The 15775-nt window shown below is 42.6% G+C and carries 12 protein-coding genes, 1 pseudogene and 1 CRISPR repeat array; of the genes and pseudogenes, 8 read left to right on the plus strand and 5 right to left on the minus strand.

The genetic code is table 11. The features are described from left to right. The first annotated feature begins 35 nt into the window (after nt 1-35). From KSZ58_RS03205 to mnmG, 7 genes are all read left to right on the plus strand, one after another. Nucleotides 36-548 carry a hypothetical protein gene (locus tag KSZ58_RS03205; RefSeq protein ID WP_224720924.1) on the plus strand — a complete coding sequence of 171 codons (513 nt, stop codon included), beginning with the start codon at nt 36-38 and terminating at the stop codon, nt 546-548. 410 nt (nt 549-958) lie between these two features. After that, a complete protein-coding gene (locus KSZ58_RS03210; RefSeq protein ID WP_009269911.1) occupies nt 959-3226 on the plus strand; it encodes a response regulator transcription factor in 2268 nt (755 codons plus the stop codon). A gap of 316 nt (nt 3227-3542) precedes the next feature. Next, complete coding sequence (gene prfA / locus KSZ58_RS03215; RefSeq protein ID WP_009269910.1) at nt 3543-4616, plus strand: peptide chain release factor 1; 1074 nt, start codon at nt 3543-3545, stop codon at nt 4614-4616. Further along, nucleotides 4616-5476 (plus strand): peptide chain release factor N(5)-glutamine methyltransferase, encoded by an 861-nt coding sequence (prmC, locus tag KSZ58_RS03220; protein ID WP_021420078.1) that lies wholly within the window; start codon nt 4616-4618, stop codon nt 5474-5476. The genes prfA and prmC overlap by 1 nt, the downstream gene beginning before the upstream one ends. 292 nt (nt 5477-5768) lie before the next feature. Further along, nucleotides 5769-6479: a pirin family protein gene (locus KSZ58_RS03225; protein WP_009269908.1), complete on the plus strand. Its 711-nt coding sequence runs from the start codon at nt 5769-5771 to the stop codon at nt 6477-6479. 2209 nt (nt 6480-8688) lie between these two features. Continuing rightward, the gene (locus KSZ58_RS03230) at nt 8689-9024 is read left to right on the plus strand and encodes a hypothetical protein (RefSeq protein WP_009269906.1); all 336 of its coding nucleotides are present in this window, start codon (nt 8689-8691) and stop codon (nt 9022-9024) included. A 13-nt stretch (nt 9025-9037) separates the two neighbouring features. Next, nucleotides 9038-10912 (plus strand): tRNA uridine-5-carboxymethylaminomethyl(34) synthesis enzyme MnmG, encoded by a 1875-nt coding sequence (mnmG, locus tag KSZ58_RS03235; RefSeq protein ID WP_009269905.1) that lies wholly within the window; start codon nt 9038-9040, stop codon nt 10910-10912. A 110-nt stretch (nt 10913-11022) separates the two neighbouring features. Next, a CRISPR array of direct repeats spans nt 11023-11716; the repeat unit is 32 nt; unit sequence ATTTAGATCCACTAGCCTCAGGGAGGCTAGAC. A gap of 308 nt (nt 11717-12024) precedes the next feature. Here mnmG and KSZ58_RS22490 read toward each other — a convergent pair. The 4 genes and pseudogenes from KSZ58_RS22490 to KSZ58_RS03245 form a co-directional block, all read right to left on the minus strand. Next, a pseudogene (locus KSZ58_RS22490) lies at nt 12025-12501 on the minus strand (D-alanyl-D-alanine carboxypeptidase family protein). Next, nucleotides 12501-13214, minus strand: a complete 714-nt coding sequence (locus KSZ58_RS22495) for a hypothetical protein (protein WP_009269903.1) — start codon at nt 13212-13214, stop codon at nt 12501-12503. Before KSZ58_RS22495 ends, KSZ58_RS22490 begins: the two are co-directional and overlap by 1 nt. A gap of 315 nt (nt 13215-13529) precedes the next feature. Beyond that, on the minus strand, nt 13530-13943 hold the full coding sequence (locus tag KSZ58_RS22500) for an IS200/IS605 family accessory protein TnpB-related protein (RefSeq protein ID WP_162232145.1): 414 nt from the start codon (nt 13941-13943) through the stop codon (nt 13530-13532). Beyond that, nucleotides 13927-14556: a hypothetical protein gene (locus KSZ58_RS03245; RefSeq protein ID WP_224727286.1), complete on the minus strand. Its 630-nt coding sequence runs from the start codon at nt 14554-14556 to the stop codon at nt 13927-13929. The genes KSZ58_RS22500 and KSZ58_RS03245 overlap by 17 nt, the downstream gene beginning before the upstream one ends. Here KSZ58_RS03245 and KSZ58_RS03250 point away from each other — a divergent pair, their 5' ends adjacent. Next, nucleotides 14557-14781 carry a hypothetical protein gene (locus KSZ58_RS03250; protein ID WP_142419683.1) on the plus strand — a complete coding sequence of 75 codons (225 nt, stop codon included), beginning with the start codon at nt 14557-14559 and terminating at the stop codon, nt 14779-14781. A 388-nt stretch (nt 14782-15169) separates the two neighbouring features. Here the strand turns inward: KSZ58_RS03250 and KSZ58_RS03255 are convergent, their stop codons facing one another. Next, nucleotides 15170-15736: a MurR/RpiR family transcriptional regulator gene (locus tag KSZ58_RS03255; protein WP_233104413.1), complete on the minus strand. Its 567-nt coding sequence runs from the start codon at nt 15734-15736 to the stop codon at nt 15170-15172. Nucleotides 15737-15775: the final 39 nt, after the last annotated feature.

Genomic DNA, 15775 nt, shown 5'->3' on the forward strand with positions numbered 1-15775 from the left:
ATGAGAAAATGGCAACCATTGCAGGAGGAGTCAGTATGAAAAGAAGAGATCTTATCCGACAGAAAAACAAGCTCGCAAAAACAGGCGGTTTCCGTTATATCCGGTATGCAAAGTATGCGTGTGTTGCCATGGTCGTATTGTTTCTGGTATATGTAGGCGGTCTGTCAAACCTGAGTGGTAAATCCTACGAAGATCTGATCAGTAAAAGTCCGATCGTGATTACCGGCTTTATGATCTGTACGGCCAATCTGTATGTCTGGTATGTACTGAAGCATTTTCTGAAGGATCTTGCGGTTCCTCAGCATGTGGAAAGCATACGTGTAAATCTGCTGCTGATGACGATTGGACAATTCATTCTGATGAACTTCATCTCGGCAGTCCTGATGATGCTATCACTGAGAAAATATTTCCAGTGGAATACCTTTTCTGTAAAGAATGCACTGAAGGAAATAAGAAAAGAAGGACAGCTGTCTGTACTGATTGTAACAGCACTTGTACTGATACTCTTCATCTCTCTCGTGTTTGGTATCTATTTCTCTATTCGTTAGCTGTACAGCGGTTCCTGGTGATGTGGGAGCCGCTGTTTTTCAATTTGTGATAACGCTTATACAGCGCTTGTTTAAGAAAGCGAGTGAATGAATTTCTTACGATACAAAAACGAAATGGCAGAGCACTGCAGATGGCTGCCATGAAACAACTGTAGTGAAAGTATTCTGCTTCACAAATATTTGAAGAGATGCTGCATGCGATCCTCATCTGATTGATGTATGGGATTTGAAGCAGGCATATCCTGTATCTGATATTCAGGCAGAAAATGGATGTAAAAAATACTGTTACAATACATGGGGGCTTCTGCGTAATTCAGGAGCTGTAGATTTTTTTGGAATATACATAAAATGGTAATAATTCGCTTTTGAATTCCTTGTAATATACGCTATAATGGTATAGGTGAAGGAATATGAGACAGATTGCCAGAAAACAATTTAATTCAATGCTGAAGCATATGGTTTCCTATCCGCTGATTTGCATTTACGGACCGGATGGCTTTGGCAAGACAACAGCAGTTGCTGCCTTTCTGCATAATCGAAAGGAAAGGTGCTGCTGGATTCATATGCATAAGAAAAATCGTAAACAGCTTGGGGGAATTTTTGAGAAAAGTATAGATAGCGGCAGCTATGATATCATCATACTGGATCAATATCGCAATCATATACTGGACAGACATATCATGAAGGTGTACGAACGGAGGGAACATAGCTGCAGGATTATACTTCTTGCATCAGGAATTCCCTCTTTTTTTAATTCAGAGCTTTATAGATGGACGCTGCTGATCCCTACGACAATGCTGCGATTTCAGTTTGCCGATATTCAGAAGCTGGCAGCTGTGAATCAGATTTTCATTGATGAACGGGAAGTGCGGGAAATTCTAAGAGTTACCTGCGGATGGACCATCGGTGTGCATGCACTGCTGGAGGAATATGGAGCCGTACGCACTTTGAATCCGGATTTGCAGCTGTATCCGTTGTTTGACGTATATATATACCGGCAGCTGAATCAGGCACAGCGGCAGAGTCTGGCTGTGCTGTCTGTTCCCGAGCACTTTAATATCCAGCTCATTGAGGCTTTATGCGTGGATACCGGAATCATGAAAATATTGACCTGGATGATGAATTTCCACTGGTTTGTGCAGGTGGACAGAACTACACGCCTCTTTACCTACTCTCCTGTATTTCGTGAGTTCCTGTATGATAAATTCCTTATGTATGAAAAAAATCCGAGTCATCTCTATCGCAAAATTGCCGATTATTACGAAAGCAGCGGTGATATCCTCAATTGTCTGCGTCAGCTTTATCTTTTGAAGGATTATAAAAAAATACTGCAGCTGCTGGAATTATACGAAAGCAAAAACTTTGCAGATTATGATACTGAGTTAATGCGGAATATCTATCAGATGGTACCAATGGAGCTGTACGTGGATTATCCATATGCATGGCTGCATGCTATTATGGATAATTTCAATAATCTGCAGGATATATTTTATGGAAAGCAGCTGCTGGAGGGCTTTCTACATGCGCTGCATAGCGGAAGCCTGCATGAGGATGAGAAGCTGCTGCAGGGGGAGGTGGAGCTGATTCTGGCATATTCCCGCTATAACAATCTACATGAGATGAGCCGCTATTTTAAGCGGTCAAAAACTCTGCTGCGTAATCAGACCTCACGAATCAGCAATCCGGAAATCATATCAACCTTCGGCAGTCCGCACAATCTGTTTTTATATCATCGAAAACCGGGAGATATCCAGAGAATCGTCAATATCCTACATAAGGACCTGCATTACTACTTTGAAATCACCAATAACTCAAATGGTGGTTTAATGGAACAGGCATCCGCTGAACAGCAGCTGGAAAGCGCCCGCTTTGCGGAAAGCATACATACAGCATGGGAAGCATACTACATTGCTGAGCATTACCGTCAGAAATGGATCTGTGTATCGTCGCTGTTTACAATTGGAAGAGCCGCATATCATCTTCGTGATCATACATTACTGCAATTTGTTCATCAACAGCTGGCTGCTCTCCGGGAAAAGGTGATCCTGCCGCCGCTTCTTTCGGAAATCGATCTTGCACAGGCCTATTTATATATTTTATCCGGTGAATATGAAAAAGTTGCTGAATGGATCCAGGAGGGGAGAAAAGGAAATCTGCTTCAGGGAGCTACCCTGTATTCTTCTATTGTTTACGGCATGTATCTGATAAAGATTCGTAATTATGCAAAGCTGCGTGTTGTGGCATCCCTGCTGGAAAGTCAGGCGCATGAAAGAAAGCAGATGTTTGGAACGATATATGCGCTGTTGTTCTATTGCATATTGCTGGAGGAGGAAAATCATCAGGAACAGATCGTAGAGGCTGTTCATCACATAATCGAAATCTGCCAGCCGGATGGCATCATGGCAGTCATACTGGAAATTGGAAAGGATGTATTTCTTTCATGCAGCGACAGCTGGAGATGGAGAAAGCTGAAACAGCTGCTGGAGGAGCATCGCGATTATAACAGCTATGGGCTGACAGAAAGAGAGCTGGAGCTGGTAAACTATGTGTTAAAGGGATATAGTCGAAGGGAGATGGCTGAGGCCAGCGGATTAAAGGAGAATACGGTCGCATCGTATATGAAAAGGCTATATCGCAAAGTAAAGGTTCACAGCCGCAAAGAGCTGTTTATGAAGTGATTGATAACCTGTGCTTTAACCGAAGGCGTAACGGTATTTCGTGCTTGCCTGTGAATTGACAAGGAAAAGCTGTTAACGGATTTTAAGGTTTCTCTTCGTGATCGGGTATCTCATGGTATCATCTGCAGCACTTGCAAAAGCACTTGCCGTATTTTTTACGATTGCTCTCATTCACTCAGCAACGCATATATTCGAAGGGAAAGCATCTATTCCTACATTTTATTCTTTGCAATTCAGCCGTTCAATGATATAGTATATAAGGATATTTATGCGTTTTTCAGGCATAATGAGAGAAAGAACTCGTAGGAGGTATAGTATGAGTGTAATGATAGAACGCCTTGAAGGAATGGTGAACCGTTATCATGAAATCAATGAAATGATGATGTCACCGGAAATCGTAACCGACAGCAGGATGCTGGCCAAGCTGGGACGTGAGCAGGCCGATCTGACTCAGGTGGTGGAAACCTATACGGAATATAAAAACAGTGTGAGTGCTCTGGAGGATGCCAAGGCGCTTTTGCTGGAGGATGACAAGGAAATCAAGGAAATGGCGAAAATGGAAATCGAGGAGCTGGAGCCTAAGATTGAGGAATATCTGGAAAAGCTGGAAATTCTACTGATACCAAAGGATCCCAATGATTCTCATAATGCCATCGTGGAGATCCGCGGGGCAGCCGGTGGAGATGAAGGAAATATCTTCGCAGGTGACCTGTACCGGATGTACAGCAAATTTGCAGAGAGTCAGGGCTGGAAGATAGAAATCGTAGAAATGGATGACTGTGAAGCAGGCGGCTTCTCCCTTGTCTCCTTTATGGTCAGGGGGGACGGCGTTTATGGAAAACTGAAGTTTGAATCCGGAAGTCATCGTGTACAGCGCGTTCCCAAGACAGAAAGTCAGGGGCGTATCCATACCTCTACAGCAACCGTTCTGGTAACACCGGAAATCGAACCGGAGGATTTTGATATTGATATGAACGATCTGGAAATGGAAACCATGCGCGCCAGCGGAGCCGGAGGTCAGCATATCAATAAGACCGATTCCGCAGTTCGTATTGTGCATAAGCCTACCGGAATTACGGTTAAGTGTCAGGACGGACGTTCACAGCATGAAAACCGTGCAACTGCATTGATGACAATCCGTTCCCGTGTGTATGAGGAGCATCAGCGCAAGCTGGAAGAAGAGCAGGGTATCGAACGCCGGAACAAGATCGGCACCGGAGATCGTGCAGAAAAAATCCGTACTTATAATTATCCGCAGAATCGTGTAACTGATCATCGTATCGGATATACCGTGAATCAGCTGGATCGCATTATGGAAGGCAGAATGCAGGATCTGCTGGATGCATTACTGAGTGCGGATCAGCAGGCAAAGCTGGCAGGGGAGAAATAATGAGCAGCTATCATTCCGTGCTGAAGAATGCTCAGGCGCGTATGGAGGAAGCCGGCTATGGCGAACAGTCTGCCCTGCTGTATATGCTGGAGCTGACGAATAAAGAAGCGCACAATCTGTATATGGAATTCGATGAGGAAATGCAGCCGGAGCTGGAAGAACTCTATGAAGAAGGTATTCAGCGCCTTCTCACCGGAATTCCTCTCGGACATGTTCTTGGTTTTGAATGGTTTTACGGCTATCGCTTTACCGTGAATGAGGATGTTTTGATTCCGCGCCCGGAAACGGAAGAGCTGGTCGCAAATATTCTGGCAGCCTATGATGAGCATTTTTCCAGTCAGGATAATGTGATGGCGGTGGATATCGGTACCGGCAGCGGGGCGATTGCGGTTTCTTTGAAAAAGGAAGAACCGAATCTGCATATGATGGCAACGGATATCAGTGAACAGGCTGTAGCTGTTGCGAAAAAGAATGCTGATGACAATGAAGCAATCGTCAATTTCATGGTTGGAGATATGTTACAGCCGCTGATTGACCGCAATCTGAAGGTGGATATTCTAATTAGTAATCCTCCCTACATACCGCGTGAGGAGGAAATGGAGCACAGTGTTGTGGACTATGAACCGCACGTGGCGCTATTTGGAGGAGACGACGGCTTGAAATTCTATCGCATTATCTTTGAAAATGCCGCAAAGGTGTTGAAGGAACGTGCTATGATGGCGTTTGAAATGGGCTATAACCAGAAGGAAGCGCTAAGTGAAGAGGCGAAGAAATATTTTCCAAATGCAAGAATTGAGGTTCTTAAGGATATGTCCGGTAAAAACCGGATGCTGTTTGTTTATTTGAATATAGAACACTGAGGGTACTTGAAAGAGTATCCTTTCTTTTTGCTGTTTTGCGTCTGAATGCCTGTGGTACAGTACTGCGGAATCACTGTTACAGCATATAGCCGCAGACAAGAGCGTTTATAAATCATGATGGCGGACAACAAGATGCGAACGTTCCGGATAAGGTGCATGCCAGAAAAAAGCAGCCCATGTATTATGAATCACGCGGCATCTGAGAGTTTTTTCTTATCTCAGTGATGTTCAGTGTAACTGCGCATGCATGGAAGTGTTATACATGTACATACTTGATATGGAGGTATATACAATGATGAAAAAGATTGATCACCGCAATATGGGAAGAAGCTGTCTCGGCTGGCTGGACAGCTGGTTTCACTTTTCCTTTGCGGAATATTACAATCCGAAAAATATGCATTACGGTGTGCTGCGGGTAGTTAATGATGATACGATACAGCCTCATACCGGCTTTGAAACCCATCCGCATCGGGATATGGAAATCATAACCTATGTGATTGAGGGGGAGCTGACCCACGCCGACAGCATGCAAAATGTATCAACACTGAAACGTGGGGAAATACAGTACATGAGTGCGGGTACCGGAGTTTTCCACAGTGAGAAAAACGACGGGGAGGAAATATTACGTCTGCTTCAAATCTGGATTTTGCCTGATCGAAGCGGTTATACTCCACAGTATGGTGAAGCACGCATTCCATGGGAGGCTCGCGAAAACCGTTTGCTGCATATCGTAAGTGGTCATAAGAATACAGCTTATGTGAAAATCCATCAGGATATGGATATTTATGTCAGTGCTTTATCTTCCAGAAAGGAGCTGGATATTCCGGTAGAGCCTTCCCGTCAGGTATATCTTATTGTTATAGAAGGTGAGGTGGAGTGTAATGATATTTGCTTACAGCAGCGCGATGCTGTGGAAATTGATGAAAGCTTCTGCATCAAGACACTGCAGGGAGCTCATGTCATTCTATTTGATATGGCAAGGGAGGTTTATTTCCAGGAATGACATGAATTGCATAAAGTGGAGGAGATAAGATTTCAGGGCTGCCGCTATAGGAGCATTGTGTGATTTTATAATTAACTATAGGTTGTTTCAGAGAAATGTCAAAAAATTTAGGAGTTTTAAAAAAAGAAACCGTATGTAATAGTGGAGGTAACAGTATGGACACAAGGATATGTGTGCTGAAATGAAGGGGAAGTACATACGGATCAGATTGTAGCGTACCTGATGTTTCTGACGCTGATCTATATGATCGAACGGCAGAGCCGCCGGTAACGCAGTGAAGTAAATGATCAATTTCTGTGGCAGTCCTTATCCTGCATGTGGAAATCTTGCACACCCCTTCTGTCTCAGACCTCTGTAAAAAAAGAGAGTGCTTGCTTGGCGGCGACACTCTCTTTTCAGCCTTTAAAGGCTTTCTGTCTCAGTACCTAAAGTATAGAAAAAAATGAATAAAAAGTCAATGCTTTTCCTTGCTTTCTATAAGTGTATTTTGGAATTAGTGTATTCAGCTTTGAGTACGATGGCAGGCACAGGACGATTCAGATTTATTTTTTTTATTATGAAGTTCCATGTGTTGATTTTCAATGCCTTACACTAGACTTTTATGATTAACTTGAACATAAATTGTCCACAGATACGTATTTTTTCACCTGTGGTTAATCAGTACGCAAACGCGGTAAGGTCGTAGGGGATGTATAGGAACTGCATGATAAGATGGATGTACTACAGCTATAAAAGGTACGATGATTTTGTAATTAACTATAGGTTATTTCAGAGAAATGTCAAAAAATTTAGGAGTTTTAAAAAAAGAAACCGTATGTAATAGTGGAGGTAACAGTATGGACACAAGGACATGTGTGCTGAAATGAAGGGGAAGTACATACGGATCAGATCGTAGCGTACCTGATGTTTCTGACGCTGAACTATATGATCGAACGGCAGAGCCGCCGGTAACGCAGTGAAGTAAATGATCGATTTCTGTGGCAGTCCTTATCCTGCATGTGGAAATCTTGCACACCCCTTCTGTCTCAGACCTCTGTAAAAAAAGAGAGTGCTTGCTTGCCGGCGACACTCTCTTTTCAGCCCTTAAAGGCTTTCTGTCTCAGTACCTAAAGTATAGAAAAAAATGAGTGAAAAGTCAATGCCTTTCCTTGCTTTCTATAAGTGTATTTTGGAATCAGTGTATTCAGCTTTGAGTACGATGGCAGGCACAGGACTATTCAAATCTCTGTTATTTTTCGTTATGTCCCAATGGTTAACCAGTACGCAAATGCGGTAAGGTCGTTGGGAATGTATAGGAAGTGCATGATATATGATAATAAGATGGATGTACTACAGCTATAAAAGGTACTATGATTTTGTAATTAACTATAGGTTATTTTAGGGAAATGCCAAAAAAATTAGGAGTTTAAAAAAAAACCGTATGTAATAGTGGAGGTAACAGTATGGACTCAAGGATATGTGTGCTGAAATGAAGGGGAAGTACATACGGATCAGATCGTAGCGTACCTGATGTTTCTGACGCTGATCTATATGATCGAACGGCAGAGCCGCCGGTAAAGCAGCGAAGTAAATGATCGATTTCTGTGGCAGTCCTTATCCTGCATGTGGAAATCTTGCACACCCCTTCTGTCTCAGACCTCTGAAAAAAAAGAGAGTGCTTGCTTGCCGGCTACACTCTCTTTTCAGCCTTTAAAGGCTTTCTGTCTCAGTACCTAAAGTATAGAAAAAAATGAGTGAAAAGTCAATGCTTTTCCTTGCTTTCTATAAGTGTATTTTGGAATTAGTGTATTCAGTTTGAATACGATGGCAGGCACAGGACTATTCAGATTTATTTTTTTTATTATGAAGTTCCATGTGTTGATTTTCAATGTCTTAATCTGGACTGTATTTTCTTACAAACCAACTGGCTAATAATTGCAGTAAGCAAGCAGAATACGTAAGTGAATCCTATTGAATCTATACGAAAATCTGTGTGTAATAAAAGAAAATCTGTTTTCTGGAAACAAGGATTACCTTATGCAGAAGAATCGGTAATACGGAGCGCTTACAGTGCTCACTAGAACGAATACAAACGCAAAATATAAAAAAATCCCTGTTCATACGTTTGAAAATATTCTATAATATAACCCGAATGAGGACATATTCGGGATTGGGTTTCTCATGAGATTATAGGCTGTGGGATGCATTGGAAATGAAGGAAGGAATCATCATGAAATATAACAATTCACGTCTCAGCTTGAAACAGCGCTGGCTGTCATTTGCGCTCTGTATTCTTATAGCACTGCTAGCTGGCATATTTGCACTCTATTCATATATAGAAGCATATCCATTCTGGACGAGTGCATGCAGTCTGCTCGTCTGCGCAATTATGCTATTCATAGCAATTTTCCTGCTTCATCTGAATATGAGAAGAAAACGAATTCAGCGGGAATTTGTAAGTGAGTTCGATAAGGAAATACGTAAAAAGGAGCATATGTGTCCACACTGCGGGGCCCTGATGGGATCGGGAAATACCTGTGCAAAATGTGGCTATAAGGGACATTAGGAAAGGAAATCGTATGGTTGATGTTATCGTAATTGGCGGGGGTCATGCAGGAGTTGAGGCTGCGTTGGCCTGTGCCCGTTTGAAGAAAACGACAGTTCTATACTCTATGCATATTGATATGATTGCATCCATGCCATGCAATCCGAGTGTTGGAGGTCCTGCAAAGGGAATCGTCGTGAGAGAGATTGACGCACTTGGCGGTGAAATGGGAAAAGCTGCCGATGCGACTGCATTGCAGTTTAAAATGCTGAATACAACGAAGGGACCGGGTGTTCAGTGTCTTCGCGTACAATCGGATAAGCTGGAATATAAGCGCTATATGCAAGACAAGCTATTACAACAGGAGTACCTGGAAATCCGTGAAATGTGTGTGGAAGAGGTGCTGGCTAAGGATGGCAGGATAAGCGGCGTTCGTCAAAAGGATGGAACCGTTGTGAACTGTCGTGCTTTGATTATGACAACGGGTACATTTATGAGCAGTACGGTTCTGGTTGGGCATACTTCTACCTTAAGCGGTCCTGAGGATGAGCCAACAACGGAGAATTTGTCACAGAGTCTTCGTAATCTGGGGATTGAAACCTTTCGATTGAAAACTGGAACACCTGCCCGTGTACGAACGGCGTCCATTGATTTTTCAAAAACCGCAGTACAGCCGGGAACGGATGAATTTATCTGCTTCTCTGAGGATACAAAGGAAATTCGTCCATTTGATCAGCAGGCTGTCTGTTATCTTACCTACACGACGGCAAAGACGCACGACATTATCAACAGCAATCTGAAACGCTCTGCCATGTATTCCGGATTGGTGAAGGGAGTGGGACCGCGTTATTGTCCCAGTATTGAGGATAAGCTGGTACGTTTTGCGGATAAAGAGCGTCATCAGATTTTTCTGGAGCCGGAAAGCGAGTCGCTGGATACGACCTACGTACAGGGCTTCTCTACCTCTATGCCGTACGATGTACAAGAGGCTATGCTGCATTCTCTGCCTGGTCTGGAAAACTGCACTATTGAAAAATATGCCTATGCGATTGAATATGATGCCATAGATCCGCTGCAATGCAAGCCGACCTTGGAAAATAAAATCATTGAGAATTTATATACTGCTGGACAGATCAACGGTACTAGTGGATATGAGGAAGCTGCGGCACAGGGGCTGATGGCAGGAATCAATGCAGTTCGCAAGCTGGATCACAAGGAACCTTTAATCTTGCATCGTGATGAAGCCTATATCGGTGTCATGATTGATGATCTGGTGACAAAGGGGACAAAGGAGCCGTATCGTCTGCTTACTTCCCGTGCTGAATATCGGCTGCTGCTGCGTCATGATAATGCAGACGCAAGACTAAGCGAATATGGGTATGAGACAGGTCTGATCAGCGATGAGCGTTATGCACGATATCAGAAGAAAATGCAAAATATCGAAGAAATGATTTCCTATCTTGCAGGTGTTCGGTTTACACCAAAATCAACAGTTAATGGATTGCTGGAACGGCTAGGACTGGATGTGCTGAAGGAGGGGATCAGTGCTGCAGAGCTGCTGAAGCGACCGGGAATTACCATCGCACTTTTAGAGCCCTATCTGGAACGCGAATTTGATCCTGCGATTGCGAAGCTTGTGGAAATCGAGATTCGCTACGAGGGATACATAAAAAAAGCCAAGCGTGATGCGGAACATCTGCGGGCGATGGACAAGGTATGCCTGCCTGAGCGGTTTGACTATGATCAGGTGGTGAATCTGTCACTGGAGGCAAGACAGAAGCTGAATAAGGTACAGCCTCTGACGATGGGACAGGCCTCCCGTATTTCGGGTGTAAATCCTGCGGATATTGCTGTCCTTGCTGTTTTTATGGAACAGCTAAAGCGCACATTCGAAAAGAAGAGCGGATAAACAAAATGAATTAAAAAATACGATGTTCTTAAGCCTGTAATGATCTTGCGTTACTGTCAGGCAAAAGGAAATCGTATTTTTTCATAGGATAATGGGAAATCTTATAATAAATTTAGATTCACTAGCCTCAGGGAGGCTAGACTCGATCCATATTTCACACCCAAATCCAAACCTGCATATTTAGATCCACTAGCCTCAGGGAGGCTAGACAGTAGCGAGTTAGAATTTAATGGAGTGATAGGAATTTAGATCCACTAGCCTCAGGGAGGCTAGACAAGTGGTGATAATGATGTTTGGAGATAAACTAAAAATTTAGATCCACTAGCCTCAGGGAGGCTAGACACGCCCATTCATCAGCCACACCCCAATTATGATATTTAGATCCACTAGCCTCAGGGAGGCTAGACAGTTAACCTTATTATATTTGACGAATTTATTATTATTTAGATCCACTAGCCTCAGGGAGGCTAGACTTTCGACGTTTTCTCCTAAGTCAACCCATGTAGATTTAGATCCACTAGCCTCAGGGAGGCTAGACAAAATCGTATTAATTCTATTAAACACAGACTGAGCAATTTAGATCCACTAGCCTCAGGGAGGCTAGACTCTTTTTTCTGCGCTTAATGTTGTAACGCTTGCAATTTAGATCCACTAGCCTCAGGGAGGCTAGACTTGTACGTGCCGTACTCGATGATTTCGAGGAAGCATTTAGATCCACTAGCCTCAGGGAGGCTAGACAAATATATTACAAGTAATCTTTTGCAATACATTTATTTAGATCCACTAGCCTCAGGGAGGCTAGACCGTGAAAAATCCCATGAAATCCCCTAAATGAAACAAATTTACACAATTATAAAACTTTGGTTAATGAAAATTGCGTTGAAATTGTTACATTTGTGCGAATTTGAACAAAATGATGCGCGAACCTCCCAGGAAATTCATGTGAGCTTATGGTACGCGCTGGATTATTTAATGGGATAACCATCTACTAGTATTATAACAGAAAAAACTCCGAATACATAAAAAGGATACATTCCAGTATGAAATAAAAATCTTATTGACCTCATAGGAAAATAACTGGACGGTTCATAATGAATATCATCCATTTGCTATCAGCGCTTTATTGAAACGGGATATGAGAAACCATGCTGCAGTGTATATTCTTCCAGACACAGATTTTTACGGTACATTTCTGTAGCGGCTTCAGTTCCTACATAACGGAAATGCTACGGTTCATTTGCTGTCCCTGTTATATTTGTTTTATTCTCGGGATAACGTAAAATGAATCCGTATTTGTGAGCATTTTTAACTACCCATTGGTATTCCGGTGTGTCTCCGAATACCGCATATGTGCCGTCCATGACACTTTGACTGGTTAAATCCATACTCAATCCGAGCTGATGCTCACTACAGCCGGGCTCTGCTACCAGCTTCACAGCTGTCTGTACACCATAGGTCACCATATATTCATCATACACCTGCTGCTGTTCGTTATAAGGCCGATACGCACTGTTAATAGCTAGAATAAGCCCCTGCTTTTTCGCATCCTTATACATGCTTTCCAAAGCGTCTGCCGCATCCTTTCGCATTAGATTGTTTCGTCATTGTGAGCTACGGGGATTTGAACAGCTGTTAAATTTTCAGGAACGTAGGTTTTCGGTACATAAAAGCTTCTTTTGATCATCAGTAATAGATGTTTTGGGTCATCAAGTGAATAGGATCGCTGAATTGTGATTGGTGCTGAAGAGTTTATGGACGCATATGAAATACGCATTACTGCTTCAAGAGGCTTTAAGCCTGATTTCAGATAGTCAGGGACATCCTCCAGTATACGTCCGTTTATATAGATATAAGGTTGAATCTGTTTCCAGGTCAGCTTCTTATCCTTTATTGTTTTAAAATCAGCAAGACTGGTCTTTTTCATCAGTGTACGAAGGGTTGGCTGATCAAACCCCTGGCTGCGTAAGGCTTGATAATAGTCTGCATAAAACTGATCAACATAAGCGACAGCTTCTTTTTTATCAGCGCCATTCTCTGTATATAGTTCATAATCCAGATAATGCTTATTGTTTTTCATCCGGTTCCATTTCGATATATCAATGTCTGACGCAAAGGATACATACTCATCGATCTCCTGTGCACTTAATGTCATTATAATATTGCGTTCATCCCTGTCATACCCTTTAAAAGCCAGCTGAATACGAGTCCGGTTTATGATTATCAGACTGACAGCTATACATATAAGCAGCACAATGACGGCTGCGATTTTTACTTTTCGTTTGACTCTTTTTCTTCTTTTCATACTTATATCTCCTAAAATTTCATAGTTAATAAAACCATAAAATTTTACTGAAAACGAATAAAATTAAAATTTATACGATTTGTATTTATTTATGTTAATATTTACAGAAAAAGAGTTCTTGAATATACAAAATTGGTTTGCATGAACATAGGGAGAGGCTGATGGAACAAAGGTGAATCGCAATAGCCAGCCTGATATATTCCTCCTTTTAAACACAGATGAACAGGAAGATCTGACTGCGTGAACTACCGCCAGCTATAGAGCAAGCGGCTTCCAATGAATGCCTGCGCATTCATCAAAACGTTTTGTCCGTGTTCAGGTACACGTAACTGGTACGTTCACGGTACCTCTACTCCATCGCTCTCGCTCTGGCATACATGGATATACTTTTCGTATGATATTGCTTGCTCCATTGATATCGGCATTCATTAGAATGCCGTTTTTGCTTCTGTACAATCCCCGCTTGATTCTTTTCCCTGTGAAGATGTGCGCTACATCGTTTCCATAGACTGGTATTTGATCCTCGTCAATGGAACTAGCCTTCGATGTATAGCTTTCTTCACAGACCACGACTCTGATTCCTGCCGCTTCTCCTTTGTATTTGATCATTTCGATCAGCGTATGAAACGGTATCTGCACAAATGTCTGATTGTTCTTCTTCCCCATATGGATACGCTTCTTCCAACCCGCATGATTTCCTACGACGATAACTTCAATTCCTTCCTCCACACATAGATCTATTATTTTTCTTGATGCTTTGTGCAGGATATCCCTTACACGTCGATTTCATTCGTTTTGTTTGATGGATCCCTTTGCTATCCTTCTTTCCAGTTCTTAGCAGTGAGCGATAATGTGCAATCTGTTTGTTGTAGAATTGATTGACTGCTTTTATTTCATTTCCTTTTATCAGCACAGGGTGGTGCCCACTCGTAAACGCAATCGCCGTCAGATTATCGACTCCAATATCAATGCCGGCTATTCTGGTTGCCTCATGGATTGTAATCGTCGGTTCCTTGATTTCTATCTCACATACGATTTCAAGCTTGATAGTATCTCCATTGGGAATCAGACGTACTTCCTTCAGCTTCTGTTCATGCAGGTCCATCTTACCAAGATCATATCGGTCACGTACACACCCTGCCTGCAGCACTGCCTTAGGAAACTTTACATACCAACCATGTTTGTCTTTTCTCAGTTTGCATATCTGATTGGTAAAGATCAAGGGTTTATAACCGTCTTTATCTGCATATCGAGGGATATGAGGGACTGCTTCATATTTGTCAGGATGTGCTTTGTAATCCGCTAAAGTAGCAAAAAAGCTTTTCCAGTCACGATACAGCATATGCAAAACATTCTGATTTGCCTGCGCAGGAAGAGCACGGTAATCGATCTGGTCACGCAATTTAAAAAAACCATCCAGATGCTGCATGGAAACAAAGCGATGATCATGATCAATGATGTGGAATGGTGTGCTATGATGCTTTTGACGTATGACATTCAATTCATCAACGACACCATTGAGTTCTTCCAGGACCTGTATCTCATGTGGAAAGCGATCCTCATTTGATTTGATGGAAGCACTGTACGCATTTCTTATATAGAACGAAGCAACGTTGTACAGATTTTTAGCACGATGCGTAAGAGCAGAAAAGCCGGGGGTTTTGCGGGTGATTAGCAGATAGGATACTAGAATATGTGCGATATGATTTCATGATGGAAAACCTCCTTTTGTTGACATTATTATACCACGAATATGAGAGAAATTTAAGGAAAGCTTCGTGAAAAGCAGAAAGAAAACAAGGATGAAAAGAAATATGGCTGCATTCATCCCCCACCTGTTCATCGACCACTGAGGTGGGGGTATTTTGCCTGCTTTTTAGATAAACGTATAAGAGCTTCTTTCTATTATGTTTCCAGCATCAAGGCATATGAAAGATGTTTATTCCAGCATATTCTTATGGAATTCTGGTCGTGTTTACGATTCGGCGAATTCTGTTGAAGTATTCCGGATCATTATCCTCTTTGATGGCGTACAGTGTGAAGAGGGTATCCATCAGCATCAGTTGGGAAACACTGGAGGAAATCGCCTCCGGACGAAATTTTGTCTCCTCTGAAATGGAAAATAGAAAAACATCACTTTTCCGGGCAAGAGGGGATGCGGCGTTGCTGGTGACAGATATGATTGGGACACCGTGCTCCTTCAGGATATCCACAATACGCAGAACATCCTTGTTTCTTCCGGTATGCGATACGATTAGGGCACAGTCCTTTTCACTCAGCCTTCCTGCATACATCAGTTGCATATGGTAATCCAGTGAAAACTGGCAGTTTAAGGAGGTTCGCAGAAACCGCTGATAGGCACTGTGTACAATGACGGAGGAAGCTCCCATTCCAAACAGTCCGCAGGTTTTTGCTCTTCCAAGCAGATGTACGGCCTGTTCAAGAGAATCCTGATTCAATACCGCCATTGTTGAGGAAAGCGAGGTAATACCGCTTTGAAAGGTAGCCTTTGCGATATTCATTGCTGTGTCGTTCTCATCAAGGGACGCAAAAAACGATTC

The sequence above is a fragment of the Erysipelatoclostridium sp. DFI.2.3 genome (assembly GCF_019132535.1).
Taxonomy (GTDB): Bacteria; Bacillota_I; Bacilli_A; order Erysipelotrichales; family Erysipelotrichaceae; genus Clostridium_AQ; species Clostridium_AQ innocuum.

Coding starts and splice junctions, on each gene's coding strand:
- KSZ58_RS22495 (WP_009269903.1), bottom strand. CDS start 13,214: ATGAAAAGAAGAAAAAGAGTCAAACGAAAAGTAAAAATCGCAGCCGTC.
- KSZ58_RS03205 (WP_224720924.1), top strand. CDS start 36: ATGAAAAGAAGAGATCTTATCCGACAGAAAAACAAGCTCGCAAAAACA.
- KSZ58_RS03210 (WP_009269911.1), top strand. CDS start 959: ATGAGACAGATTGCCAGAAAACAATTTAATTCAATGCTGAAGCATATG.
- mnmG (WP_009269905.1), top strand. CDS start 9,038: ATGGTTGATGTTATCGTAATTGGCGGGGGTCATGCAGGAGTTGAGGCT.
- KSZ58_RS03245 (WP_224727286.1), bottom strand. CDS start 14,556: ATGCTGTATCGTGACTGGAAAAGCTTTTTTGCTACTTTAGCGGATTAC.
- KSZ58_RS03230 (WP_009269906.1), top strand. CDS start 8,689: ATGAAATATAACAATTCACGTCTCAGCTTGAAACAGCGCTGGCTGTCA.
- KSZ58_RS03225 (WP_009269908.1), top strand. CDS start 5,769: ATGATGAAAAAGATTGATCACCGCAATATGGGAAGAAGCTGTCTCGGC.
- prmC (WP_021420078.1), top strand. CDS start 4,616: ATGAGCAGCTATCATTCCGTGCTGAAGAATGCTCAGGCGCGTATGGAG.
- prfA (WP_009269910.1), top strand. CDS start 3,543: ATGAGTGTAATGATAGAACGCCTTGAAGGAATGGTGAACCGTTATCAT.
- KSZ58_RS03250 (WP_142419683.1), top strand. CDS start 14,557: ATGCAAAACATTCTGATTTGCCTGCGCAGGAAGAGCACGGTAATCGAT.
- KSZ58_RS03255 (WP_233104413.1), bottom strand. CDS start 15,736: ATGAATATCGCAAAGGCTACCTTTCAAAGCGGTATTACCTCGCTTTCC.